This window comes from Nitrospirota bacterium, assembly GCA_016235245.1.
In the GTDB taxonomy this organism is placed as follows: Bacteria; Nitrospirota; Thermodesulfovibrionia; order Thermodesulfovibrionales; family UBA6898; genus UBA6898.
Map to the genome: position 1 here is coordinate 43533 of JACRLO010000018.1, position 24316 is coordinate 67848.

Annotated in this window: 28 protein-coding genes and 1 pseudogene; 9 read left to right on the forward strand and 20 right to left on the reverse strand. The window is 49.8% G+C overall.

Features of this window, described 5'->3' with window-relative positions:
* Positions 1-215: 215 nt before the first annotated feature.
* Complete coding sequence (locus tag HZB31_08660) at positions 216-497, forward strand: hypothetical protein (GenBank protein MBI5848003.1); 282 nt, start codon at positions 216-218, stop codon at positions 495-497.
* 3 nt (positions 498-500) lie between these two features.
* Here HZB31_08660 and HZB31_08665 read toward each other — a convergent pair whose 3' ends face one another.
* From HZB31_08665 to HZB31_08675, 3 genes are all read right to left on the reverse strand, one after another.
* Positions 501-1520: a sodium:calcium antiporter gene (locus HZB31_08665; protein MBI5848004.1), complete on the reverse strand. Its 1020-nt coding sequence runs from the start codon at positions 1518-1520 to the stop codon at positions 501-503.
* A complete protein-coding gene (locus HZB31_08670) occupies positions 1520-2383 on the reverse strand; it encodes a universal stress protein (protein ID MBI5848005.1) in 864 nt (287 codons plus the stop codon). The genes HZB31_08665 and HZB31_08670 overlap by 1 nt, the downstream gene beginning before the upstream one ends.
* Before the next feature lie 119 nt (positions 2384-2502).
* A complete protein-coding gene (locus tag HZB31_08675; protein MBI5848006.1) occupies positions 2503-2778 on the reverse strand; it encodes an HU family DNA-binding protein in 276 nt (91 codons plus the stop codon).
* Positions 2779-3020: 242 nt separating this feature from the next.
* On the opposite strand from HZB31_08675, the gene HZB31_08680 reads away from it, so the two are divergent.
* Both HZB31_08680 and prmA read left to right on the forward strand, forming a co-directional pair.
* Positions 3021-3221, forward strand: a complete 201-nt coding sequence (locus HZB31_08680; GenBank protein MBI5848007.1) for a hypothetical protein — start codon at positions 3021-3023, stop codon at positions 3219-3221.
* A 135-nt stretch (positions 3222-3356) separates the two neighbouring features.
* A complete protein-coding gene (gene prmA, locus HZB31_08685; protein MBI5848008.1) occupies positions 3357-4199 on the forward strand; it encodes a 50S ribosomal protein L11 methyltransferase in 843 nt (280 codons plus the stop codon).
* Positions 4200-4222: 23 nt separating this feature from the next.
* On the opposite strand, the gene HZB31_08690 is transcribed toward prmA, so the two are convergent.
* From HZB31_08690 to HZB31_08760, 15 genes are all read right to left on the reverse strand, one after another.
* Positions 4223-5143 (reverse strand): EamA family transporter, encoded by a 921-nt coding sequence (locus HZB31_08690; protein MBI5848009.1) that lies wholly within the window; start codon positions 5141-5143, stop codon positions 4223-4225.
* 50 nt (positions 5144-5193) lie between these two features.
* Positions 5194-6876, reverse strand: coding sequence for an energy-dependent translational throttle protein EttA (gene ettA / locus HZB31_08695; GenBank protein ID MBI5848010.1), 1683 nt, complete (start codon positions 6874-6876; stop codon positions 5194-5196).
* Between the two features lie 254 nt (positions 6877-7130).
* Positions 7131-7688: a hypothetical protein gene (locus HZB31_08700; protein ID MBI5848011.1), complete on the reverse strand. Its 558-nt coding sequence runs from the start codon at positions 7686-7688 to the stop codon at positions 7131-7133.
* A 2-nt stretch (positions 7689-7690) separates the two neighbouring features.
* Positions 7691-8131, reverse strand: a complete 441-nt coding sequence (locus HZB31_08705) for a hypothetical protein (protein MBI5848012.1) — start codon at positions 8129-8131, stop codon at positions 7691-7693.
* Between the two features lie 21 nt (positions 8132-8152).
* Positions 8153-8887, reverse strand: coding sequence for a hypothetical protein (locus HZB31_08710; GenBank protein ID MBI5848013.1), 735 nt, complete (start codon positions 8885-8887; stop codon positions 8153-8155).
* A gap of 117 nt (positions 8888-9004) precedes the next feature.
* Positions 9005-9304, reverse strand: coding sequence for a hypothetical protein (locus HZB31_08715; protein MBI5848014.1), 300 nt, complete (start codon positions 9302-9304; stop codon positions 9005-9007).
* Between the two features lie 60 nt (positions 9305-9364).
* Entirely contained in the window at positions 9365-10162 is a 798-nt protein-coding gene (locus HZB31_08720) for a hypothetical protein (protein MBI5848015.1), read from the reverse strand.
* A gap of 3 nt (positions 10163-10165) precedes the next feature.
* Positions 10166-10996 (reverse strand): hypothetical protein, encoded by an 831-nt coding sequence (locus HZB31_08725; protein MBI5848016.1) that lies wholly within the window; start codon positions 10994-10996, stop codon positions 10166-10168.
* A gap of 43 nt (positions 10997-11039) precedes the next feature.
* Complete coding sequence (locus HZB31_08730) at positions 11040-11735, reverse strand: hypothetical protein (GenBank protein ID MBI5848017.1); 696 nt, start codon at positions 11733-11735, stop codon at positions 11040-11042.
* Positions 11736-11857: 122 nt separating this feature from the next.
* A complete protein-coding gene (locus HZB31_08735) occupies positions 11858-12970 on the reverse strand; it encodes a WG repeat-containing protein (protein ID MBI5848018.1) in 1113 nt (370 codons plus the stop codon).
* Between the two features lie 141 nt (positions 12971-13111).
* Positions 13112-13309 carry a transposase gene (locus HZB31_08740; GenBank protein MBI5848019.1) on the reverse strand — a complete coding sequence of 66 codons (198 nt, stop codon included), beginning with the start codon at positions 13307-13309 and terminating at the stop codon, positions 13112-13114.
* 111 nt (positions 13310-13420) lie between these two features.
* Positions 13421-13765, reverse strand: a complete 345-nt coding sequence (locus HZB31_08745; GenBank protein ID MBI5848020.1) for a histidine triad nucleotide-binding protein — start codon at positions 13763-13765, stop codon at positions 13421-13423.
* Positions 13758-14054: a phosphoribosyl-ATP diphosphatase gene (locus HZB31_08750; GenBank protein MBI5848021.1), complete on the reverse strand. Its 297-nt coding sequence runs from the start codon at positions 14052-14054 to the stop codon at positions 13758-13760. Before HZB31_08750 ends, HZB31_08745 begins: the two co-directional genes overlap by 8 nt.
* Complete coding sequence (gene hisI, locus HZB31_08755; GenBank protein ID MBI5848022.1) at positions 14051-14425, reverse strand: phosphoribosyl-AMP cyclohydrolase; 375 nt, start codon at positions 14423-14425, stop codon at positions 14051-14053. Before hisI ends, HZB31_08750 begins: the two co-directional genes overlap by 4 nt.
* A 13-nt stretch (positions 14426-14438) precedes the next feature.
* Entirely contained in the window at positions 14439-14921 is a 483-nt protein-coding gene (locus HZB31_08760) for an adenosine-specific kinase (GenBank protein ID MBI5848023.1), read from the reverse strand.
* Positions 14922-15008: 87 nt separating this feature from the next.
* Here HZB31_08760 and HZB31_08765 point away from each other — a divergent pair, with 87 nt between their 5' ends.
* The 3 genes from HZB31_08765 to HZB31_08775 are packed head-to-tail and all read left to right on the forward strand — an operon-like array spanning position 15009 to position 18940.
* A complete protein-coding gene (locus HZB31_08765) occupies positions 15009-15566 on the forward strand; it encodes a DUF4390 domain-containing protein (GenBank protein MBI5848024.1) in 558 nt (185 codons plus the stop codon).
* Positions 15563-17599: a HAMP domain-containing protein gene (locus tag HZB31_08770; protein ID MBI5848025.1), complete on the forward strand. Its 2037-nt coding sequence runs from the start codon at positions 15563-15565 to the stop codon at positions 17597-17599. The genes HZB31_08765 and HZB31_08770 overlap by 4 nt, the downstream gene beginning before the upstream one ends.
* Positions 17600-18940 (forward strand): sigma-54-dependent Fis family transcriptional regulator, encoded by a 1341-nt coding sequence (locus tag HZB31_08775; GenBank protein ID MBI5848026.1) that lies wholly within the window; start codon positions 17600-17602, stop codon positions 18938-18940.
* A gap of 17 nt (positions 18941-18957) precedes the next feature.
* On the opposite strand, the gene pyk is transcribed toward HZB31_08775, so the two are convergent.
* Positions 18958-20367, reverse strand: coding sequence for a pyruvate kinase (pyk, locus tag HZB31_08780; protein MBI5848027.1), 1410 nt, complete (start codon positions 20365-20367; stop codon positions 18958-18960).
* Entirely contained in the window at positions 20364-21947 is a 1584-nt protein-coding gene (gene nadB / locus HZB31_08785; protein ID MBI5848028.1) for an L-aspartate oxidase, read from the reverse strand. The genes pyk and nadB overlap by 4 nt, the downstream gene beginning before the upstream one ends.
* 112 nt (positions 21948-22059) lie before the next feature.
* Between nadB and rpmE the strand changes: the two genes are divergently transcribed.
* From rpmE to prfA, 3 genes and pseudogenes are all read left to right on the forward strand, one after another.
* Positions 22060-22260, forward strand: coding sequence for a 50S ribosomal protein L31 (gene rpmE / locus HZB31_08790; protein MBI5848029.1), 201 nt, complete (start codon positions 22060-22062; stop codon positions 22258-22260).
* 64 nt (positions 22261-22324) lie between these two features.
* Entirely contained in the window at positions 22325-23239 is a 915-nt protein-coding gene (locus HZB31_08795) for a DUF1385 domain-containing protein (GenBank protein MBI5848030.1), read from the forward strand.
* Positions 23214-24275, forward strand: a pseudogene (gene prfA, locus HZB31_08800) (peptide chain release factor 1). The gene HZB31_08795 and the pseudogene prfA overlap by 26 nt, the downstream one beginning before the upstream one ends.
* The last annotated feature ends 41 nt before the right edge of the window (positions 24276-24316 follow it).

A 24316-nucleotide genomic window follows, 5' to 3' on the forward strand; every position in this document is an offset into this window, starting at 1 on the left:
AGCAGGTCCTATTTCTTCTTTGCTGGTGCCTTCTTCGCTGTGGCTTTCTTTGCCGTTCCACAGGTGCCGCTCTTTGATTTACAGGCCATGATTACCTCCTTCTTTAAGGTATATTACCAACCTATCACAGGAGTAACGGTCTGTCAACACGTATTGATACAGGACATGCCTGATGCGTATAATGGTCTTACAGCCGGGACAATAGGAGGCAGTTCATGAAGATCTGTAGCCACTGCAGGAAGGAAATAGGGACCGACACGATTGTCGTCAGAAAATCAATCTGCCCAAAATGCAGCAGTGACCTTCATGTCTGTCTGAACTGCCGGTTCTACTCGGAATCAGCTCACAACAAATGCGCAGAACCACAGGCAGAGTTTCAGAGGTCTCGTGACAGGGCAAATTTCTGTGATTATTTCATTTTCAGGGAGGCGGAGGCTGCGTCATCCCAGGACAGGGCTGATGCACTGAAAAGTCTGGACGATCTGTTCAGAAAATAAGCGTTACCTGAAAATGAGCACACCGGCATAAACAAGATAAAGGACTCCTCCTAAAAGCATCACAAAAGGTGAAATGCGCTTTGTCACCGCAATGACACCAAGAACCGCTGATGCTGAAATAATCGTAAGCACAGCCGAAAAGAGCGCCATGCCGGTGATGTTCCAGTCAGTATAAATCAGACCCACCGATACCGGGAACGTTGACTGAAAAACCATAGCTCCGGTGATATTTCCTAATGCAAGGGTGTCCCTCCCCTTCCACGTCCAGGTGACACTATTGAACTTCTCCGGCAACTCTGTTGCAACAGGAGCAAGCAAAAGAGAAAAGATCAGCGGGTCCATACCGAACCTGGCAGAGATCAGCTCAAGGCTCTGCACAAACGTGTGGGCGCCCTTTATCATCACTGCAAGGGCCAACGCAATTTGCGCAAGAATGACAAATAAAGGGGGCTTGGGTCTTACGAGCAAGGGCTTGAGCCGCTGTATAACCCTCCAGAGATATATGCCCTCTGAATGCTCCATCTCGGCGCTTTCACTTCTAAAAGTCAGATACGCATACAATAGATAGCCGATAATCAGGGCAACGGATATGGGGACCAACATGGTCTTCCCGCCGATTATCGGCAGAATAATGGCTGTCGAATACATAAGAAGGAAAAAAATGAGATCCCTTCTGATGGAATGCGCCTCGACCTTGAGCTCAAAAGCGCGTTTTTTGCTGACTGCCGCTATGGTCACGGTCAGGCCGACAAGAAAAAAAGCCAGGGTCGAGAGCATGAAGGGAGCGCCCAAAATTGCGCCAACACCGATCTCCTTTGCCGAAGCACCGCCATACATAAAGATCGCAACGGCAGGCAGGATCGTTTCAGGCAGCGCAGTACCGACAGCGGCGAAAATGCTCCCTACGACTGCCTGGGAAAAAGAAAAATAGCGGCCGAACTCCTCTATGCCGTTCGTAAAAAACTCGGCAGCGATAAGAATCAGAACAAGGCCGGATATCAGAAACAGCAAGGAAATCAACATCAGTGGACAATGAGAACCGGGCAGGAAGAGGCCCGGAGGACCGCTTCTGTCGTGCTGCCGATAAGCAATCCCTGGATATAGGAAAGCCCGCGGGCTCCCATAACAACGAGATCATATCCTCCTTCATGAGCACGATTGCAGATCGTTTCTGCCGGATTTCCGTGGAGTACCTCTCCTGAATGCTGAAGACCTGCCTTTTGGATCATTTTTGACAGTTCTTCGTCTGCTTCCGCCTTCATCTGCTCGTCAAATTGGTCTTCATCGATCTCGCCGACCGCCTCCCATATTGCCCACCTGGTCTTGATCGTATGCGAAGGTATACTATGGACGACATGCAGTTCCGCAGAAAATACCTTGGCATAATCAGCGGCCATCCTCAGTGCTTTTGCGGCGTTTTCAGAGAAATCCACGGCACAGAGAATCTTTTTGACAGACAGAGGCCCCGGCTTTTCTGACTTGCTCCCACGTACAACGAGCATAGGCATCTCAAGGGATCTGATAAGCCGCTCTGAACTGCTTGGTCTGAAGGCATGTGACTGATACCCTATTACCAAAAGGTCAGGAGAAAACTCGCCAATTGCCTGCACAAAAGATTCACGGAGTCTCCCCATCATGACGTGTGCATCAGCAGATATGCCCTGCTTCTCAAGACGGTCTTTCCAGCGCTGAAGTTCTCCCTCATCGCGCTTCTGCTCTTCATGTATATAGGGCGCGAGGTATGTCGGAGGGGTCAGGAGATAATCGATCACATAGAGCAGCATGACCGATGACTTCGTCCCGGCCGAAAAATACGCAGCATAGGAAACGATTGTTTGCGTGTCAGGCCCTAAATCTATAGCAGTGAGAATACAACGACATTTCATTTTTTCGGAAACTTCCCTGTATTGGTCATTATTTTTTCATGGTCCCGTCTCTTCTGTGCGCCACAAAAGAAAAGGGACAAATTCCTTTGTCCCTTTTCCCATCCTGTTCAGGAAAAGTACTATTTCCTTATTGCATCCTTCAATGCCTTGCCGGCAGTGAACTTAGGAGTTTTTGCCGCCGCGATCTTGATCTCCTGGCCGGTTCTTGGGTTGCGGCCCATCCTGGCCTTTCTTTTGGTAACACTGAATGTGCCGAAGCCGACGAGCGTCACCTTCTGCCCCTTCTTCAATGCACCCTTGACCGCATCAAGCGATGCATCGAGCGCCCTTGATGCATCTGCCTTGCTGAGACCTGCGCCTGCAGCAATCTTTTCAATCATTTCTGCTTTTGTCATAATCCTCCCCCCTTTCTGTAGTGATGTTCTGTAAATAATCAGGCTGAGATAACACTATCAAGAACGTATTTTTTTGTCAAGCAATTGGCCAATGCTCAACCCTATAAATACAGGCTTTAAGGCCTCTATGCCTTGTAATTTATGACGCCTTCTCCGTGAAGTTTTTTGAACATAATCGTCCTCAATATACCCCTCGACTATTTGTCTGTTTTAGGGTAGCCTAATAGCAAGGAGAAACTATTATGAACCACATCCATAAATATGAGTCAGTCTCCCACCATGGAATCTCAGCAAAGCTCATGGAGTTCGGGATCGAAGCAGCGGAGATGCGCAAGTGCAAGAAATGCGGCCAGCAGATGCCGTTTCTTCTTACGAAGAAAGGGGATTGGGTCGCGCTCTTCGCAGAGGGCGAAACAGACCAGCAGGATATTCTTCTTGCGTAGCTGACGGAATTCCCGGGGCTGCTTCAGTTCCTGTTGTCTTCCCCTGTCAACAATTACCCATGGTATACCTGCAAGGCGACCGTGAACTCGTATTCAGCAGTCGCCCGTTATCTATTAACAATGGAGATTAAACCGATGACCTATATCGAGATCATAGTCATGGCACCGGAAGAATCGAGGGATGCCCTTAGCAGTAAAATGTCGTCAATGGGCGCAATCGGCTTTGTTGAGAAGGAGGGAGGGCTGATCGCTTATTTTGAACCGAAGCAATCGCCTGCCGAGATATGTGATGAACTGGACAGGTTCCGCTCGACGCTGAAGGCTTCAGGTCTTGATGCCTCATGTACCCTGTCCCATACTCTCCTGCCTGAAAAGGACTGGAATAAGACATGGAAAAAGAACTTCACCCCTATCGATGTTGGAGATAACCTTACCATCATCCCGTCCTGGCTTCAATCAGAGACTGACAGAATCCCGATCATCATAGACCCGGGCATGGTCTTCGGCACAGGTCATCATGAGACCACACGTACCTGCCTCAGCATGATAGAAAAGGCGTCAAAGAATCACAATAACCGGCGGCTTCTTGATATCGGCACAGGCACAGGCATTCTTGCCATCGGAGCAGGAAAGTTGGGCTTCAACGAGGTGGTCGCCGTTGATATAGACCCGCTCTGTGTTGATGCGGCAGCAAGAAATATCGCGGCAAATGGGCTGGGTAATATTGAGGTCAAAGAAGGCGGCATATCAATCACCACCGGGACCTTTGACGTCATTATTGGAAACCTGCTTTCAGAGATCCTTACAGAAATTGCCCCTGACCTGTCTGCCCGACTCAATCCCGGTGGAACTGCGATCCTTTCCGGCATGCTTATCGGTCAGGAGGATGAGGTAATTCAGGCAATGACATCTGTCGGCCTTAACTTTCAGGAAAAAATCATTGATGGCAAATGGGTCACACTTGTCATGGTGAAGTAGTACAAAAGCATATCCTCTCCTCACTACGATGCGTTTGTTTCAGCACCGTCTTTTGTGCTCTTGTATTTCTTCACCTGAAGCAGCACTATTGATGCAATAACCAGCCCTGCTCCGGCAATCTGCAATGGCGTCAGAACCTCACCAAGAAATACGAAAGCAAGCATTCCTGCCATGACCGGTTCAAGCGTTGCAGTTATGCTTGCATGCGTGGAACAAATACGCTTTACTCCTTCGTTATAAAGACCAAACGGCACTACGGTACCAAAAAGGCTTACATACCCTATCCATCCCCAGGCAGAAGCGCTGTATTTTGCGGTAAAGGCTGCAAAGGGAGAAATTATACTGTTCCAGACAATTGCCGCAACCAGAAGTGCATAAAACAGGACTGTCCAGGCTGAATAGCTGCGCATGCCGTATTCGCTCCTGACCGAATAGAGGGCCAGGGCAACTGCTGAGGCCAGACCTGACAGGATACCGGCTTTATTCATATCAAGTATATTTAGGTTATATGCTCCGACCATAAGATAGCAGCCGATGATCGCACCGATGATCGCCACAACCGTAAATACTGACAGTTTAATTCGGAGAAAGAAAAAAGAATACAGTGCAATAAGCGCAGGAGCCTGGTATTGAAGCAGGACAGCAGCAGCAACATGTATCCTGCTGATTGCGTACAGATAGGCAAACAGCATGACTGCCAGGACAATACCAAGATTGATGAAATACAGCACGTCACTTCGCGCTATCTTCAAAAGGTCGCGCCGTCGAAATAACAGGAAAAGCAAAAGCAGAGCAGCAGCTATTGTTGTCCTGAGTTGGACCAGCTGAAACGGGGTAACCTCACTCTGAAGAAGTAGCTTGGATGCGTTGCCTGAAGCTGCCCAGAGCAGAGCGGCACAACATACAGAAATATAGCCAAGCCGGACAGCATTCTTCTCAGACACAGGAGATCACAGGTTTGGCCTTGAAGGACATATGCCATGCCCCCCAGGCGCTACCGGGTAAGACTGCGGTATTTGATCCTGTGAGGCTGATCAGCAGCAGAACCTAAACGTGCCTTACGGTCAGCCTCATACTCGGAATAGTTGCCGTCAAACCAGACGACCTTGCTGTCTCCTTCAAAGGCAAGGATATGAGTTGCTATACGGTCAAGGAACCATCTGTCATGGCTGATCACCACAGCACACCCTGCAAAAGTCTCAAGCGCCTCTTCCAGCGCCCTCATAGTGTTTACATCAAGATCATTGGTCGGCTCGTCAAGGAGCAGAACGTTTGCGCCTTCTTTAAGTATGCGGGCAAGATGCACCCGGTTGCGCTCTCCGCCTGACAGCAGGCTCACCTTTTTTTGCTGGTCCTGCCCGGAAAAATTGAATTTCCCTACATATGCGCGGGAGTTCACTTCCCTGTTGCCTATCTGCACCGTGTCCTGGCCGTCAGAGATCGCCTCCCAAATGGATTTATTGGGGTCAAGCGAATCCCTGGACTGGTCAACATAGGCAAGTTTCACGGTGTCGCCTATCCTGATCTCACCCGAGTCAGGTTTTTCCTGGCCGGTAATCATGCGAAAGAGCGTTGTCTTGCCCGCGCCATTGGGGCCGATAATGCCGATGATGCCGCCGGGCGGAAGCGAAAAGGTCATACCCTCAACAAGGATATTCTCTCCATAGGCCTTGGTCACATTTTCCGATTCGATAACAACATTGCCGAGCCTCGGGCCGGGCGGAATAAATATCTCCATCTCTTTTGCCTGTTTTTCCATGTCCTGCTGGAGAAGCATTTCATACGATGTGATACGGGCCTTCGCTTTGGCATGCCTGCCTTTAGGCGACATCCTGATCCACTCAAGCTCCCGCTGCAGGGTCTTCTGCCGTTCACTTTCTGACTTTTCCTCCTGCTTCAGTCTGTTCTGCTTTTGATCAAGCCAGGAAGAATAATTGCCTTTCCAGGGTATGCCCTGCCCCCTGTCGAGCTCCAAAATCCAGCCGGCCACATTATCAAGGAAATACCGGTCATGGGTCACGGCAATAATAGTGCCGGCATAGCTCTGGAGGTGATGCTCAAGCCATGCTACGGACTCTGCGTCAAGGTGGTTGGTCGGCTCATCAAGAAGAAGGATATCGGGCTTCTGAAGAAGGAGTCTGCAGAGCGCCACACGCCTTTTCTCTCCTCCGGAGAGCACAGTTATCGGCGTATCAGCAGCCGGGCAGCGGAGTGCATCCATTGCCATATCAAGACGGCTGTCAAGGTCCCAGGCGTCAAGGTGATCAAGCTTTTCCTGGACCTTGCCCTGCCGCTCGATCAGCTTGTTCATCTCATCATCAGACATGGGCTCAGCAAACTTCTCATTGATCTGATTGAATTCATTCAGGAGATCGACCGTCTCCTGGACCCCCTGCTCAACGATCTGCCGCACGGTCTTTGTATCATCAAGAACCGGCTCCTGCTCAAGAAACCCGATCGTGTGGCCAGGGGAAATAACCGTCTCACCAACAAATTCCTTGTCAACACCAGCCAGAATGCGAAGGAGGGAACTCTTGCCCGAGCCGTTGAGGCCGAGCACACCGATCTTCGCGCCGTAGAAATAGGAAAGGTAGATGTCCTTCAGCACCTGTTTCTTGTTATGGAACTTGCTGACTCCTACCATGGAGTAAATCACTTTATTCGGTTCATTTGCCATAGGAGAGATTATACCATTTTTGGGTTATTGAATTGACTGAATTAGTTTAATTGGGGTCGAAGCCACAGATACAGACTTTTGCTCGATATCCCCAATCGCTCGCAGACATCTCGTCCCATAGCTCCGTTCGACCACCTGCTTGATTGCCTCAGATTTGAAATCCTCTGTGTATTTCCGGTTTGACATAGACACCTCCTCCGTTGCTTCCAATTTTACCTTTAATTGTGTCTATCAAACCGGGGGAACTCCAGTCTTTACCCGGGACACCAGCCACACCCAAGAAGAAATTTTCCCTTTGACAGAGGTGTAAGCGCGATGGTCCGCGGACAGAGCTCTTTGACCTCACCCCGCTCAAACCGCTTCGGGTCAACCGGCAGGGGATTAACATATCTGCCGATTACGACATCATTTTTTTCTGCGGGTCTGAACTCCTGAAGTTTCAGCTCTCGAATTACGCGGCCGGCATCACCCTCGAACTCAGCAAACACAAAACCGTTAAAGTCCTCCAGCGGAGATGAAAATGACATCATCACTGCGTTCGCCTTTGCGCCGGCGATAGAGATCCCGCCGTCGATAATGATAACTCCCATCTCATCAAGTCCTCCTCCCCAACCCCATGAGTATGCAGCGACTCCCTGGGAGAACACCTTGCTGCCTATCCCAACAGTTTCCCTGAAGGTTTTCAATGGGTCGCCTTTGCAAAGAAGTGCACCCGCAAGGTTCTTTCTGACCGTTTCCTTATCTATAGCCTCAGAAGGTAAAGCGCTCAACGACATGAAAACGGCAATCCCGATTAACATGTTTATCAGCACAATCAATATCCTCCTGAAGACCCGCCGCCGCCGAATTCTCCGCCACCACCTTTTGTGCTGCCTCCGGAAGAACTGCTCCTGTCATCAGAAGATCCACCCCCAAGAACAACTTCGGCAGCCATTTCAGCAGCAGCCTTGCCAAGGTCTTTCGCAACATCTATCGCGATCTCACTGCCTGCACGCCTGGCAACGATGCCTCTTAGTATCTTGTCAACTACGAAGAGATAGAAAAAGCACGGAAGCACGATGCTGAAAACTGACGCAAAAAATATGGGGTCGGTGCTATCACCTGCAGCAAGCGGAAATTTGCCGCCTGACTTGCGGAAAATCAGCATGAAGATTTCATATCCGAGCGGAAGCATGGCAAGAATGGAGCTGACCCTCCATGACAACGGGAGCCTTACTTTATCGAACGATCTTCGCTGTTTTTTCTTCGTTGTCATTCCGACAACCTCCTTCAAGTGCTACTTGATACCACAAACGCTTCTTTTGAAAACAGCATATTTCTCTGCCTTCCCTGATTTACAGGCAGCAAGGCAGAGTTTTTCGAGCGCATCGTGGTTAAAGCCGGGGCTGTTCGAAATGGCTGCAACACCGCGGCGGACTGCGCCGGGGAAATAGTTCATATCCAGCTTCCCGCAGGTCTTGTCCTCCTCACGCTCCAGAATGCACTGTCCATCAACCGTGTTGTCATAAACCCATTTGCAGTCCTTGTTTTTCATCGCAGCCTTCTTTCCCGGGGCTTCGAATTCGATAGCTATCTTTTCTCCATCAAAGGTTGCCTTCTTGCGTCTGCCCGCATCATAACCTAGGTCTACGACAATAGCATCTTTTACCTGTTTCGGCTTTTCCGTACCGTCGCTCGAAATAAAATCACTGTGATTCACAACCTTTGGTTTCCTACCCTTCTGAAGTATCAGGAAATGAAGCTCGTCGAACGGGCAGGAATTACCTCCGCAGTTCGTGCCGAAAAGAACCACGTCTTTGTCCCCAAGCTCAAACGTATTCTTGAGCGATACAAATATGTCTTCCACTTTGTAGACAAGCTTTTCATTGACCGTAATCGTATCAATGTACATTGCGTTGGGCGCACTGCGTGCAGTTTCGACAAGCCCGAATCTGGTCTGCATCGAATCTTCGGCATGTGTCATGCCCTGAACTGTCAATAAAAAAAGAAAGATCGTCACCAAATACTTCATTATCTGCCGCCTCCTGATTTTGATTTGCACGTGCTATCCTGATCATTACCGTGGCGCTGCCTTCTGTGCAGGACCAGCTTCCTGCCGTCTGCCTGTCATCGGCTTCAGATTCTGAAGCTATCTCACCTTCAGGACGAGCGACGAGATCCTGTCGATCCTTACGACTGCATCGTAAAAGTCCTTTCCGGAGAGCTTCGCAATATGGACCAACTGATCTCCGACTTTGGTGACCGTGCCCTCGAGCGACTCACCGCCATCCGTCTTCACCGCTACTCGTTTTCCGACCTGTGAGGCGAGGACCTCTTTAACACTGAACTGCGGATTCAACTCGAACTTCGTCTCCTCTGCAGAAACCATACTAACGCCCATCAGAAAAGACCCGGCAGAAAGAACAAAAGCAACTAAAGTCTGTTTCATTTTACTTCCTCCTTTGAGATTATTATACCTTCATTGGTTGCCGTGCAGGAGCAGGAGATCCTATTTCCCATAGATCTTATACGCCTCGTCCCTTTGCATAATTTCAGGCTTTGTACCGCCGTGCGGCTTCATGACGACAACATGGTCTTCATGGCAGCCAGGTCCGGTCCATCCATAATAGTTCTGCCTGTTATACTTTTCGGACAGCCTCAGATTCTGGTTCATGGTCTCATCCGGAGACTTCCCGAACTGAAATACCTGATACGGGGCATAACTGTTGTACGTATGACTCATTGGGTCGTCGGCCGGGCCCCAGACCTCGGCATAGCAATGCTTGCCTATAAGTTCCGGGATTCCGTCACCCGTAATGTCCATATAACCTGAGAGCGAGAAGTGCCTTTCAGAAAAAACCAGCTTCGGAATTCCGCCCCCCCCGAGGATTATAATATGGAGACTTCCGGGTGAGCTTGCATAATCAGGGCCAAAGAGGAGCAGGGCAGGGGGTATTGATCTATCTGTGGATTGAGGGAGGAACAAAAGATAAGCACTATCGGCAAGCCTGTTTGCCGGCAGCATCCCCCTGACCTGTTTTGTCATAATTGTGTGCTTTGTAAGACCGTCTTCGTCTTCAATCGTGAAAAGCACCTTTCCATTTCTGCGAATGGTGAGTTTCGTGTATTCACCGCCAGAGTCCCAGTCTTCAGGGATCTCAAGCGTAACGGCATAGGGAATGCCATCCCCTCTCCAGTCGTACTCGACAGAGCTTACCAGTTTCCATGGCCCTGCAGCGATGACATAGGCTGGGAAAATACAGCACAGGAGCAGCGATATTAGAGAGCCTTTTATCACTCTGTCCATACGTTACTCCGGCAATGGAGACCCTGCATTCAGTCTTCTTAGTTCAACCCAGTAAGGGCTGGTACTGAGTTGCCTCCTGAATTCCTCCAGAAATCGGTCTTTTCCTGCAGCATGAGCCGGCCATGATTTATCAAAGAATTTCCAGGCAGCATCGGCATTTCCGGTATAGATAAGATCAAGCATCGTTGCCCAGAGTCTGACAGGCGGATAATTGTTCTGCCATTCTTCGTCTTGCAAAATCCGGCGAGACTGCTCGTCAAATGCTTTTTTGTCCGGCTCCGGTTTGAGCATCAATCTTCCGGCAAGTCTGTACAGGCCATCACGATATTCAAGAATAACTTTTGGCGCAGGAGATTCAGAGAAGCTTGTCTTCCAGTAGGCAAAAGTGAAATCCCAGGTAACAAATTCCAGCTTCCTGTCGTTATTGAGGTCTTCAAAATGCGATAGACCAGCATGAGTGACATCTAGTTTGGCGACCTGCCTGACTGTTTCTCCCAGCTCAAATACGTGATAGCTATAGCAGCAGTGGACCCCGCCGGTCCATTCGGATATGACAAGATTCGGGATGCCTCTCCCTGTAATATCCATGCCAACAGGGATTAAGGCATTATGCCTGTCGTCACCGTTTAGGTCCCCGATTCTGAAGCGGCTCATATCCTCCCCCTTCAGTTCAAAGACAACGTTACCCTTTCGGGTGATGACAACTCGCCCTTCACCTTCCTCAGTTAAAAATACTTTTATGCTGTAGTCCCGAATCTGTTTCTTCTCTTTCAAATCCTTCCACGGGCCAGCAAAGACAATCTCCGGGAAAAGGAGCAGTCCCGCAATCAGCATGAAGATATTCAAACCCAGCCGGCACCTGCAGAGCAGCAAATGACTAATTCCCCTTTGCTTTGTTCAGTATATAAAGCGGTTGTGTATCACAGCTTATCGGAGTATCTTTATCATACCTGATCCGGTAAATCATAAGGCTGTTTCCCTTGCGACTAAATCCGATCCTTCTGGATCCGCCCGGTTCTTTGCTTGCAGGAGTCGTAATATAGTCACAGTCTGCTTCACTTCCATCCATGGAAATAGTATAGTTGAACGTTTCGTCAGGCCATTTGGCGATGCCGTCCATAGAAAAATTGAATAATCTATTGTCTTTGTCCTGCCAGACCCCGACGAGCAGAAGTTTAGATGAGTATCTGTGCAATTCATCAGGAATCCGAACAAAAGATTCGTCCAGGTGGCTGATAGCGGGATAGTCCATGAACTTGAGTGAAACTGCCCTCCCGGCCGTATCGGTCTTTATCTGTATGGCAAGTTCGTCTCCATCAGACCGTTCTGTCGAATACCTCTCATAAGGACTGAATCTCAAGATAGCCCCTTTGGGTCTCTTCTTATAGTTAAGAATATATCGCCAGGTCGCTTCATGATAGTTTACCCAACTGAATCTCCATCGCGTTTCGTCAGACACTGCAATGATGATCATTTCCGGATTAGATGCATGCGGCGACATGCTTTCGTGCAGTTTCCTTATCGTTGACTCAGGTACCCAAATCCCTTCGATTGACAGAATCGGATCTTTCAATATTGCGGCGCCGACTGCAGAAGAACAAGCTAATAAACACAATAGGGCGAATAACGTTTTTCTCATTGCTACCCCAATCCTCTTAATTACCTGCCAAACTCCGGATATCTGCAGACCACCGGTTACTCCGACTGCCAAACGACCCTGCCCGTCCTGTCAATATACTGCGATATTTTCCCTTTTAGAACATAACCGAGCGGCCCTTCAAAGGGACGTGCAAAATTGTACGTGGCCGGAATGACTATCTTGCCGGCCTTATCAATATAGCCGTAACGGTTTCCGCTTTTGAAGACTGCAAGCCCGCTCGAAAACGGATAGACCCGGTCGAAATCAGTTCTGAAGACCACAGCCCCGGTCCTGTCAATAAATAAAGACGTCTCGTTTTCCCTCACCAGTGCCAGTCCGTCAGAGAAGGCCTCTGCGCTTGTGAAACGCGGGAGAATAACAACTTTGCCGGTTTTGTCAATGTAGCCAAATCTGCCTCCGCCCCCGCTCTTATAAATTCGCGCCATCCCTTCCCTGAATTCCGACGCCTGATCAAATTGGGGAGGGATAACGAGTTTCCCTGCAGTATTCATGTAACCCTCTTTTCGTGCGGACCAGACCCGGATCATCCCTTCAGCCTGGATGCCGATGAAATCGATCCCTTCTGGCGTGACATCATGACCAGATCTGTCAATGATGCGCATGACGTCCTTTGTTGTCACTCTCGCAAAACCGCCTGAGAATGGGAACGTCTTATCATAACGTGCAGGGATTACCAGTTTACCCTTCTTATCGATGAACCCCCGCTTCACAATGCCCCATTCGTCCGGTACCCCGACCTCGGCCATCCCCTCCGAAAACGCCCTTGCATCAGAGAAATCACCCGGGATTACAAAAGAAAGGGAATGATCGAGGTATCCCATCCCGCCTTTCCCTCTGCTGTCATGCATGGAGGCAGGGGCCATCCCTTCCGAAAAAGGGACCCGTATCTGCTCCTGAGGTTTTATGACCATTTTCCCGGAGGTGTCGAAAAAAGCTGTTTTTGTCCCTCTGGATGCCATGATAAGCCCGTCAGAAACCTGAAGGGGTTGATCGAACTCAGCCGGGATGATCACACGTCCTTCTTTGTTGATCAGGCCATGCCGGTCATTTACCCGAATCTGAAAGAGTTCCGGAGGGCCTTCAGAAGCCACGAACGTTGCCGGACAAACACTGTACAGTAACAACAATATAAGACCGAGTTTTCTCATTATTGTCATACTATACCACACGTTGTAGAACTCGGCTTCGGAGTGAACGTCGGCAACATTCTGAAGTCATATCGCTCCCTCAACGAGGGAGGCTTGACGGTTTAGGAGCCGTCTCCAAGACGGCCAGTTCAATTGTTGATACTAAAAACTTCCTTCGTCCGGCTCCTTTTCAAGCGTTTCTTGGTGAGCTATATATTCCTTCACCTTTTCCAGTTCAAAGCCCACCGTCGATGCAGCGCAGCCTCTTGCCCAGAAATTCTCACAGTTGAAATTCTTCTGCTTCCGTCCAAACTGCCGGGCCACGGCAAGCGCACTCTTACCTTTCAGATACCCGATCACTTCAGAAACAGCTTACTTCGGCGGTATCTCTATTTTTCGACGCAGTGCGTCGAAAAATATGTAGACCCACTGCTGCCTGCTTCTGAATTCTATGCCGAGATCCCCTATATATCACCCCGGAGGCCAGTGCATGGCCCTGCCGCCTAACAGGTGCAGGTGAATATGAAATACGGTCTGACCGCCGTCAGCGTTCGTATTCATGACCAGCCTGAAGCCTTTTCCGTCGATGCCTTTGTCTTTTGCGATCTTTGCTGCTGTCCGGACGAGATGCCCGACAAGGGCGATGTCTGCTTCCGAGACCTCAAGGGTCGTTGATATATGTTTCTTCGGGATGATCAGGGTATGCACCGGCGCCTGGGGCGTGATGTCCTCAAAGGCAAGACAGATATCATCTTCAAAGATGACCTTTGCCGGTATCTTCTTCTCTGCTATCTTGCAGAAGATGCAGTCACTCATCGCTTTCTCTCCTTTTCTGAAACCGTATTTCAAGCTCCCTGAAAATATCGTCATGGCTCAGTCCATCCTGATGCATAAGCATCATGCAGTGAAACCAGAGATCAGCAATTTCATGAATGACCTCTTCCCTGTTGCTGTTTTTTGATGCAATGATAACTTCAGACGCTTCTTCTCCAATTTTTTTCAGTATTTCGTCTTTTCCTCTGGCCTGAAGCCCCGAAATATAGGAACCCGGCTGTGGATTAATCTGTCTGTTTCTGATTACTGCAAGCAGGTCGTCGAGAATCATTTTTTGCCGTACACGTCTTCTTCGGAAAACACCGCGCCGGATATCTCGCTGCCGTTGATGTCAGTATAAAAGCATGACCTGTGGCCTGTGTGGCAGGCCCCCGGACCTTTCTGGTCGACCTTGATAAGCACCGTATCTTTATCGCAGTCATAGAGGATCTGCTTCACTTCCTGGACGTGGCCGGAGGATTCACCTTTTTTCCAGAACTTCTGGCGGGACCGGGACCAGAAATGCGTGTGCCCGGTCTCGACGGTCTTCTGCAAAGAAGCTTCGTTCATGTATGCCATCATCAGGACTTCATTATTCTGGACATCCTGGATGATCGCCGGTATAAGTCCCTGTGAGTCGTATTTCAGGTCAGGTATATTCATTTCTTCTCCCTATCTATAATTTATGGCCGATCTTTCTAAGAAATTCATGCCTGTGTGCCTTGTCCTCGGCGTTTTCAATGCCGCGGGGTGAAAACCCGTCAATGACTCCCAGAACGCCGTTCCCCTGTGAAGACACTGCGGTGATCACCTCAACAGGGTTGCCGGTTGCGCAAAATATCCTGCAGACCTCTGGGCAGTTCTTCACCTGATTCAGAATATTGATCGGGAACGCATTCCTAAGGAGTATGCAGAAGACATGGCCGGCGCCCACAGCCAGCAGGTTCTTTACGCAGACATCGGTCAGCCCGCTATCATTGCCCTCGGTCCTGATGAGGCAGGGGCCGGAAGCTTCACTGAAGGCAATGCCGAACTGCGCCTGGGGAACGGTGGTGGCAATAATCTCATACAGGTCTTCGGCAGTCTTGATGAAGTGCGTCTGGCCCAGTATGACATTGCAGTCTTCAGGTATCTCGAGTTTTACCGATGTTATCTCCATAAGCCCCCTTTCTTCAGCGCCGGAACCCTTTTGGATTTGGAGGGTTATGCTATAATGGAAATATTTTTCAGGAGATGTCAAGCCAAAATGTCTCGTATTTTCAGCATCGTTATACTCGTCATTGCCCTATGTTATCCCCTTGTGTCGGAAAGCCAAACCCTCTCCGGCCCCGAGGTAAAGAAGGTCAATAGCGATCTCTTCGTCTCCTTCAGCCTCAGCCTTGACGAAAAAGGGCTGGATGCGATCAGGGGAGGCGTGGACAAGGACCTCAAGTTCTATGTCGACCTTTTCAGGATATGGAAGATCTGGCCGGATGAGTTTGTTCTTGGTAAAGCCATTGTCAAGACCGTCAAGGTTGATCCTATCAAGAAAGAATATGTGGCGACTTCAAGCGATGGCAGTCTGCTCATAGAAAAACGGTTTAAATCATTTGAGTCGATGATGGAATGGGTTGTCGTTTTCAGGGACCTGAAGCTTACCAATATCCGGGAACTTGAGCCTGGCCAGTATTTTGTGCGGATCACGGTTGAATCAAAGATCCGCAAGCTCCCTCCTGTCATCGGGTATCTGTTCATCTTTGTTTCCGAAAACGAGTTCAGGGTCATGAAAGACTCGACGGTCTTCACGATCGAGGGCAGCCGATGAAGAACTTCCGGTTCCCGCTTTTTATTTCCCTTATCATTATTTTCATTATTTCGGTATTCTCCATAGAATTCCATTATATGGGGCTCAAAGATGTTCCTGCCCTTACAAAAGTCCTTCTTTTCGCCCTTTTAAACCTCAACCTTGTTGCACTTCTGACGCTGATGTTCTTTGTCGGGAAAAGCCTGATCAGACTCTATTTTGAACGCAAACAGAAGGTGCTTGGATACAAGCTTAAGACGCGCTTTGTCGTGGTCCTTGTTATCATGACACTGATTCCCTCGGCTTTTCTCTTTATCGTTTCCAGCGGTGTTGTGACGAACTACCTGGACCGATGGTTTGATCCCCAGATAAAGCAGCCCCTCGACCTCGCTATCGAAGTTGCCAAGTCTGCTTATGAGATGCAGCGACAGCAGACTCTTGTTTTTGCAAAAGCTGCCGCTTCTGGCCAGAGCCTGCCGGCAGGGATGAAAGCCTACACGCTGCATGCAATTCCTGACAATGCATCAGAGATCATAAAGGCCGGGTTTGAGGGCAAAGAAGATGTGGAGGTCATTTCTGCTGCAGAAGGTGACATAGTCCGTGCCGTCGTGCCGAGGAACAGACTGAAACCTCAGGAAGGCATTATGGTCGTAGAATCGATCATGGACAGAAACATCAGCAAAAATGCAGAGGCACTCCAGACAGCATACAAGAATTATCTCACGCTTGAGTCCTGGAAAATGCCGATCAAGACGAATTATCTCCTGATACTCGGTTTCTCCACCCTGCTGATGGTCTTTATGGCGCTCTGGATAGCGCTCAGAATTTCGCGCGGAATTACAGACCCTATCCAGGCCCTTGCACAGGCAACTGCAGAGGTTGCAAAAGGCAATCTCGATATGTCAGTCAATATCGAACGGGATGACGAGATCGGCCTTCTGGTGAGTTCCTTCAATAACATGGTCCGGGAGTTGAAGGAAAACAAAGAGTCTCTCCAGCATGCATCCCAGGTATCGGACAGACGCAGGCTTGTTATCGAGAAGATCCTTGAAAACGTGAACTCAGGCGTTATATCCCTGGATGCTGAGGGCAATATCCTTATCATCAATAATGCAGCCTGCAAAATACTGAGCATCGCCCCGGCTGATGTAATTAATAGAAAGTATGATGCACTCCTTTCACTCATAGACTCTGATGAACTGAGAGAAACGGTTAAAGGCATCATTATCAGAGATTTTAAGGGTGTCGAAAAAGAGATCAGGATCATGGCGGGAGAGAAGCGCATCCTGCTCAGACTCTTTATCACAAGTCTGAGGGATGCCGAGAATTTCATGGGAACGCTGGTCGTCTTTGATGACCTGACCGAGATTACCAGGGCGCAGAGGGCGATCGCCTGGCAGGAGGTGGCCAGAAGGATAGCACATGAGATCAAGAATCCTCTGACCCCTATAAAGCTGTCGACTGACCATATGGTGAAGAAGTGGCAGAACAATGATGAGGATTTCGGCAAGGTCTTCGAGAGGTCCACAAAAACGATTATCAGGGAAGTGGAGAGCCTTAAGAGGCTGGTCGACGAATTTTCCCGCTTTGGCAAAATGCCCGAGATCCGCAAGGCCCCTGCGCTGCTCTCTTCGATCATTGAGAGCGTGATCAACTTGTACAAGGACTACAAAGGCATTGAGATGCGTCTTTCCCTGCAAGGCAGTGAAGGGCTCATTGAGCTTGACGCTGAGCAGTTCAAAAGGGTCATCATCAATATCGTAAATAATGCCATTCAGGCAATGCAGAATCAGGGACAGATTGATATAATGATACACCAGGATGTCCTTTCTAACCGGGTGTATGTAGATATCGCCGACAACGGACCTGGAATTCGTGAAGAAGACAGGGAGAAGCTTTTCCTGCCCTATTTCTCGACCAGGAAGGACGGCACAGGACTTGGTCTTGCGATTGCCAGCAGGGTCGTGACTGAGCACAGAGGGTATATCAGGGTCCGAGACAATAAACCACACGGGACCATTTTCAGCATAGAACTGCCGATAAAGGAAGGCTAAATGGCAAAAGCTCTTGTATTAATTGTCGATGACGAAGAGGGCATACGGGAAAGCCTGTCCCAGATCATTGAGGATGACTATGAAACCGTTACAGCGTCCTCAGGCGAGGAAGCGGTCAGGATTGCAAAGGAGACGTCACCTGACCTTGTGCTGTTAGACATCTGGATGGACGGCATGGACGGCATCCAGACACTGCAGGAACTCAAAGAGGCACATCCTGACCTCCCCGTTATTATGAGCTCGGGTCATGCAAATATAGAAAATGCGATCAAGGCAACACGGATGGGCGCCTATGATCTCCTCGAAAAGCCCCTCTCTCTCGAGAAGGTCCTTCTTACGGTACAGCGGGCTCTTGAAAAGAAAAACCTTGAGATCGAAAACAGGGCGCTCAAGGAAAACTATTCAAGGCAATGGAGGCTTATCGGGAATTCTGCAAAAATAAAGCAGGTGATTGAGCAGGTACAGATGGCGGGTGCCAGCAATGGCAGGGTGCTCATATTGGGAGAAAGCGGCTCAGGCAAGGAACTTGTTGCACATCTTCTGCATCAGAACAGCCCCCGTCATGGCGGCCCCTTTGTCGAGGTTAACTGCGCTGCCATTCCTCAGGAACTGATCGAAAGCGAACTCTTCGGCCACGAAAAGGGATCCTTTACCGGAGCGTTTGAGCGAAAACAGGGAAAATTCGAACTTGCCGACAAAGGTGCGCTCTTCCTTGACGAAATTGGTGACATGTCGCTCCAGACGCAGGCAAAGGTCCTCAGGGTGATCGAGACGCAGGAGTTCCAGCGCGTCGGCGGCAGCAAGAACATCAAAGTTGATGTGAGGATCATCTCAGCGACGAACAAGGATCTCGCGGAAGAGGTAAAAAAAGGTGCATTCAGGGAAGATCTTTTTTTCCGGCTTAACGTGATCCCGATCAGGGTACCTGGACTCAGGGAGCGTTCAGAGGATATCCCTGCACTGGTGGATCATTTTCTAAATCTCTTTGCTGCCGAGTATGGACAGCAGAAAAAGGAGGTCTCTCCTGAAGCAATCAAGACTCTCCAGAATTATACCTGGCCCGGCAATATCCGCGAGCTGAAGAATGTGCTTGAGAGGCTGGTGATCATGACCCCGTCAAGGATTATCAGCAAGGTGGATCTTATCGCGGCAGGCTCTCCCCGTTCCGATTACTTGTCATTATCCGCGCTGAAAGATGCCCGGGAGGCTTTTGAGAAGGACTTTATTATCAAAAAACTTGAAGAAAATTCCTGGAATGTTTCAAAGACGGCAGAACTGCTTGACATTGAACGGAGCAACCTTCACCGAAAGATCAAGGCCTACGACATCAAGATGCCTTAGGCCGGTTCATTTCAGCCTTATTCCCCTATCTGGTGTATTTTCATGAAATTTGTCTTTGCCTGTGTAGACAGAGGCGAGCCTGAGATGATAACAATGTGATCTCCCTTCTTTGCAATCTTCTCGGAAAGAAGTGATTTTTCCACTTCACGAAGCATCTGGTCCGTACCCTGGAGCGGCCTCATATAATGAGGAACAACACCCCAGCAGAGCGAAAGTCTGGTGAGTATAGACCGGTCAGGAGTAAAGGCGATGATCGGCAGCTTCGGTCTGAATTTGGAGACGAGTCGCGCGGTAAACCCTGACTGCGTAAATGCCACAAGCACCTTTGCCCCTATGTCTTCAGCTGCCATACATGCAGCCTCAGCAAGGGCTTCGGCATAGGAGTTCCCCCTTTCATAACACGAGGCTACTGCGGCGGTCTGTTCCGTAAAGGTGATGATCCTGTTCATCATGACGAACGCCTCAAGCGGATAAGCGCCGGCTGAGGTCTCTACAGAGAGCATCAAGGCATCCGTCCCGTCGAGTACTGCGTTAGCGACATCGGTTGTCTCGGCACGGGTAGGCCTCAGGTGTTCCTTCATTGATTCAAGCATCTGAGTTGCCGTGATCACCAGCTTTCCCTTATTGTTCGCCCTCTTGATAAGGTCTTTCTGTATAAGCGGCACCCGCTCGGGAAATACTTCAACGCCAAGATCCCCCCTGGCGATCATAATGCCGTCAGCCGCATTGAGAATTGCCTCGATATTCTCAAGGGCCTCAGGTTTTTCGATCTTGGCTATGATCGGTATGCTCTTCCCCTTTTTTTTCATCCAGTTTCTGATCTGGCGGATATCTTCTGCCTGCCGGACAAAGGAGACCGCAATATAATCCAGATCCATGCTGAGGCCAAAGGCAAGGTCTCTCTTATCTTTTTCAGTAAAAGACTCCATGGTTATCTTCATGCCGGGAAGATTGACGCCTTTTCTGTCTTTAAGTATTCCCCCTTCGATAACCTTTGTCGTAAGAGACGTGTTCGATTTCATTTCTACTCTCAGCTGGATCAGCCCGTCATCGAGCAGTATTCTGTCACCCGCCTTTGCGTCGGACAGAAGATGCGGATACGATACAAAGATACTTCTTTCATCGCCTTCACCTTCGCCCGGGAATATTGACAGGCTTGACCCTTTCTTTAATTCTACGCCGCCATTTTTCATCAGCCCTACACGGATCTTGATGCCCTGCAGGTCCTGGAGAATTGCGACCGATTTGCGGTATTTTTTTGCAAGCTGCCTGACCTGTTTTATGGTTTTGCGGTGAAACGCATAATCCCCATGAGAAAAATTCAGCCTCGCCACGTCCATGCCCTCGCGGACAAGAGCAGACAGCACCTGCGGTTTGACTGATGCCGGTCCCATCGTGCAGACGATCTTTGCTCTCTTCTGTTTCATTGGATTGCCTTTCCCTTGCCTGATAAAAGATCGCTGTGCGCCGACAGGTTAATGCAATTTTTGTCCCATATAAAATGCTCTTTCCAATTCTCGCCGCGGTCCTTGAAGTCAGAACGAAAATGTGCGCCAACACTTCCTTTTCTCGCAAGTGCTGCCTGAACGATAATTCCTGCGACTGTCAGCATATTTTTCAGTTCGAGCTCCCGGCGGGTACCATAGTCCCGTTCGATAATTACACTCCATTCAAGCAGTCTCGATGCCGCCTCACGCAGGGACAGGGCGCATCGTATAATGCCGACCCGCTCCCACATCAATTTCCGGAGGGCATGGCGTATCTCATCATGGTCTCTGATAGAAGCTGGGGTGAACAAGGTTGTACCCTTTCCTGACGGATTGACCGGTGAGGAAAGCGCTGCATTCCCTGTTCGCGCCCCACACACAAGACCTTCAAGCAGGCTGTTTGAGGCAAGCCTGTTTGCTCCATGCACACCGGTACATGCGACTTCCCCTGCGGCGAAAAGACCCTTTACCGAGGTTCGGCCATCCCCGTCAGTTTTTACTCCCCCCATGATGTAATGAGCTGCCGGAGAAATCGGGATCAGGTCTCCGGTAATATCAAAACCATACTGCAGGCAGGTTGCATAGATACTTGGGAAACGACTTTTCACATAGTCCTTGCGAAGATGCCGGAGATCAAGGTAGGCATAGTTGCTGCCCGTCTTGACCATTTCGGATATGATCGCGCGGGATACGATATCCCTGGGCGCAAGCTCGGCGAGAGAATGATAAGACTGCATGAATTGCTGACCGTCGCTGTTAAGCAGCAGGGCGCCTTCTCCGCGCATTGCTTCGGACAGGAGAAACTGGGGCGCTGTAGGAGAATAGAGGCTTGTGGGATGGAACTGGATGAATTCCATATCCTCAAGTTCTGCTCCTGCCCTGAAAGCGATTGCCATACCGTCGCCGGTTGCGACCTGCGGATTCGTCGTGCGGGAGTACAGCTGCCCGCCACCGCCGGTTGCGAGAATGGTTGCCCGTGCATAAAGGGCAGTCATTTCACGGTCACGCAATACATAGGCGCCATGGCATTCATCATCCCGAACAATCAGGTCAGCGGTTATTGCAAAGGGATATCTGCGGACTGAGGGAAAAGACCGGGCCTTATTGAGAAGAACACGGGTCAGCTCTTTGCCGGTAGAGTCGCCCTGTGCATGCAGCACGCGCCTGCGCGAGTGGGCAGCCTCAAGGGTAAGATCAAGCCTTGAACCTTCTTTGTCGAATTCAGCTCCCCAGGAAATAAGCTCGGCAATTCGTTCAGGCCCCTCTTCAACGAGAGTCCTGACCGTGCCTTCATTGCAGAGGCCATCGCCCGCTTTGAGCGTGTCCTCGAAATGGATGCCCACCTCGTCCTCATCGCTCATGACAGCAGCTATGCCGCCCTGGGCGTACTCCGTATTGCTCTCGGTAGACTTGTCTTTGGTGACGACAAGTACATTGCCATAAGGCGCGAGTTCAATAGCAGCCCGAAGACCTGCCACACCGCTTCCGATAATGAGGAAATCAACGATCTCCTGCCGCATACAGCAAGAATACAGGATGGGGTAGAGGAAATCAAGACAGCCTCAGGCCGGGATGTTGCTAAAAGATGAAAATATTGATTAGAATAGTAGACCAAATTTCAGGAGGCAGACAGTGAAAGCAGATATTCACCCGGATTATCAGGAAGTCAATGTGGTATGCGCCTGTGGCGAGACCTTCACCACACGTTCAACCCGCAAGGACATTCGTCTCGACATCTGCTCCAAGTGTCATCCGTTCTTCACCGGTAAGCAGAAGATCATGGACACTGAGGGAAGAGTCGAAAAGTTCAAAAAGAAATACGCCAAGAAGTAGTTAGGCTGAGAATCTATAGAAAACAGGAAGCCATCACGGTTTCCTGTTTTTTTCTTGCATACCTATGAGCAAAGACCAGAAGATAAAAAGCGTTGGCGGACAGGCTGTCATTGAGGGCGTCATGATGCGCTCACCCAGAAACTGGACTGTTGCCGTGCGCGACCAGAAGGGCACGATTCATCTCCTCAGAGAGCGGCTGACTGAAATGCCCCGTTTTCTCAAGTTGCCGATGATCAGGGGTGTTGTTGCCCTTTTTCATGCATTGTCATTGGGAATCAGGGCGATAGAGTTCTCCGCCGGCAAGGCATACGACGAAGAGGGAGAGGAAAGCCTGAGTAAGCTTTCACTGGTGCTGACCATGATTGTGGCTTTTGGCCTCGCCATCGGACTCTTCATTCTTCTCCCCCTTTATGCAACAAAGCTCTTGGGCCTGGTTATTCAGGGTGTGGAAACGAGCTCTTTTCTGTTTAATGTTGTTGACGGCATCATCCGGGTCATTATATTTCTCGCTTATGTCCTGATTATCGGCATGTGGAAGGATATGGCGAGAATCTTCATGTATCATGGCGCAGAACATAAGGTGATCCACGCCTATGAAAAGGGCCTCGATCTTACGCTCGAAAATGTCAGGGAGCATAGTCCGCTCCATCCCCGCTGCGGTACAAGCTTCCTTATGATCGTCATGGTGGTCAGCATTCTTGTCTTTTCGTTTATCCCTCAGAGCTGGCCTTTTGTATACAAGTTCCTTTCTCGGATCGTATTCATGCCCCTCATTGCAGGGTCTTCCTTTGAACTCCTGAAGCTTTCTGCTAAATGGGACCATCACCCGCTGATGCACGTTATGATTACGCCAGGACTTATGCTGCAGCGTCTTACAACGCGCGAGCCAGATGATGCGCAGCTTGAGGTTGCTTTGAGCGCAATGATAGAGGTCCTGAAGCTGGAGGAAGCAGATGCTGCAGAAGCTCCAGGCGCTTGAGCACAAGTATGAGGAGCTGAACAACCTCCTCAGCGACCCCAAGGTCCTTGCAACGCCTGCCGATTAGCAGAAGTATTCCCGCGAACATTCAGAGCTCCTGCCTATTGTCGAAAAAATACGGGAGTATCAGAAACTTATTCTGGACATCAAGAGCACGGAAGAACTCTTAAGCGGAAACGATCCGGAGATGAAGGAACTGGCAAAGGCCGAGCTTGAAGAGTTGAAGAAGAAGGCGCCTGTTTTTGAAGAGGAGCTCAAGTTCATGCTTCTGCCGGTCGATCCGCGGGATGCCAAAAGCGTTATTCTTGAGATACGTGCAGGAACAGGCGGCGACGAAGCTGCCCTGTTCGGTGCAAACCTCTTCAGGATGTACACCAAGTATGCCGAGTCAAAGAGATGGAAGGTTGAACTTATCAGCATGAACGGGACCGGTATCGGCGGCATAAAGGAAGTGGTCGCATCCATCGAGGGCAAAGGTGCATACAGCAGACTGAAATACGAAAGCGGTGTGCACAGGGTGCAGAGGGTCCCGACCACTGAAGCCTCAGGCAGGATACATACCTCGGCAGCAACGGTTGCCGTGCTCCCTGAAGCAGAGGAGGTCGATATTAAAATAGACCAGAAAGACCTCAGGATAGACACCTTCTGTTCATCGGGCGCCGGCGGTCAGAGCGTCAACACCACCTATTCTGCGGTCAGGATTGTGCATATTCCGACAAATACTGTTGTTCAGTGCCAGGATGAACGCTCCCAGACAAAAAACAGGGACAAGGCCATGAAGGTGCTGCGCTCACGGCTCTATGAGTTACAGATTGAAGAAAAGGATAAAGAGCGGGCGCAGGAGAGAAAGTCACAGGTCGGCTCAGGTGACAGGTCTGAGAGGATCAGGACGTATAACTACCCGCAGAATCGTATCACGGACCACAGGACAGGCCTGACGCTGCATAAGCTCGAACAGATACTCGAAGGCAACCTTGACGAGATGATCGATAACCTTACCACGCATTTTAACTCCGAACGTCTTAAGGACCTGTAACATCTCCTCCCTCAAAGAGGCCATAGCCTGCTGGAAGCCTC

Excerpts from the sequence above, each read along its gene's own strand:
- HZB31_08660 (MBI5848003.1), top strand. The coding sequence starts at position 216 with ATGAAGATCTGTAGCCACTGCAGGAAGGAAATAGGGACCGACACGATT.
- HZB31_08665 (MBI5848004.1), bottom strand. The coding sequence starts at position 1,520 with ATGTTGATTTCCTTGCTGTTTCTGATATCCGGCCTTGTTCTGATTCTT.
- HZB31_08670 (MBI5848005.1), bottom strand. The coding sequence starts at position 2,383 with ATGAAATGTCGTTGTATTCTCACTGCTATAGATTTAGGGCCTGACACG.
- HZB31_08675 (MBI5848006.1), bottom strand. The coding sequence starts at position 2,778 with ATGACAAAAGCAGAAATGATTGAAAAGATTGCTGCAGGCGCAGGTCTC.
- HZB31_08680 (MBI5848007.1), top strand. The coding sequence starts at position 3,021 with ATGAACCACATCCATAAATATGAGTCAGTCTCCCACCATGGAATCTCA.
- prmA (MBI5848008.1), top strand. The coding sequence starts at position 3,357 with ATGACCTATATCGAGATCATAGTCATGGCACCGGAAGAATCGAGGGAT.
- ettA (MBI5848010.1), bottom strand. The coding sequence starts at position 6,876 with ATGGCAAATGAACCGAATAAAGTGATTTACTCCATGGTAGGAGTCAGC.
- HZB31_08705 (MBI5848012.1), bottom strand. The coding sequence starts at position 8,131 with ATGACAACGAAGAAAAAACAGCGAAGATCGTTCGATAAAGTAAGGCTC.
- HZB31_08710 (MBI5848013.1), bottom strand. The coding sequence starts at position 8,887 with ATGAAGTATTTGGTGACGATCTTTCTTTTTTTATTGACAGTTCAGGGC.
- HZB31_08715 (MBI5848014.1), bottom strand. The coding sequence starts at position 9,304 with ATGAAACAGACTTTAGTTGCTTTTGTTCTTTCTGCCGGGTCTTTTCTG.
- HZB31_08720 (MBI5848015.1), bottom strand. The coding sequence starts at position 10,162 with ATGGACAGAGTGATAAAAGGCTCTCTAATATCGCTGCTCCTGTGCTGT.
- HZB31_08725 (MBI5848016.1), bottom strand. The coding sequence starts at position 10,996 with ATGCTGATTGCGGGACTGCTCCTTTTCCCGGAGATTGTCTTTGCTGGC.
- HZB31_08735 (MBI5848018.1), bottom strand. The coding sequence starts at position 12,970 with ATGAGAAAACTCGGTCTTATATTGTTGTTACTGTACAGTGTTTGTCCG.
- HZB31_08745 (MBI5848020.1), bottom strand. The coding sequence starts at position 13,765 with ATGAGTGACTGCATCTTCTGCAAGATAGCAGAGAAGAAGATACCGGCA.
- HZB31_08750 (MBI5848021.1), bottom strand. The coding sequence starts at position 14,054 with ATGATTCTCGACGACCTGCTTGCAGTAATCAGAAACAGACAGATTAAT.
- hisI (MBI5848022.1), bottom strand. The coding sequence starts at position 14,425 with ATGAATATACCTGACCTGAAATACGACTCACAGGGACTTATACCGGCG.
- HZB31_08760 (MBI5848023.1), bottom strand. The coding sequence starts at position 14,921 with ATGGAGATAACATCGGTAAAACTCGAGATACCTGAAGACTGCAATGTC.
- HZB31_08765 (MBI5848024.1), top strand. The coding sequence starts at position 15,009 with ATGTCTCGTATTTTCAGCATCGTTATACTCGTCATTGCCCTATGTTAT.
- HZB31_08770 (MBI5848025.1), top strand. The coding sequence starts at position 15,563 with ATGAAGAACTTCCGGTTCCCGCTTTTTATTTCCCTTATCATTATTTTC.
- HZB31_08775 (MBI5848026.1), top strand. The coding sequence starts at position 17,600 with ATGGCAAAAGCTCTTGTATTAATTGTCGATGACGAAGAGGGCATACGG.
- pyk (MBI5848027.1), bottom strand. The coding sequence starts at position 20,367 with ATGAAACAGAAGAGAGCAAAGATCGTCTGCACGATGGGACCGGCATCA.
- nadB (MBI5848028.1), bottom strand. The coding sequence starts at position 21,947 with ATGCGGCAGGAGATCGTTGATTTCCTCATTATCGGAAGCGGTGTGGCA.
- HZB31_08795 (MBI5848030.1), top strand. The coding sequence starts at position 22,325 with ATGAGCAAAGACCAGAAGATAAAAAGCGTTGGCGGACAGGCTGTCATT.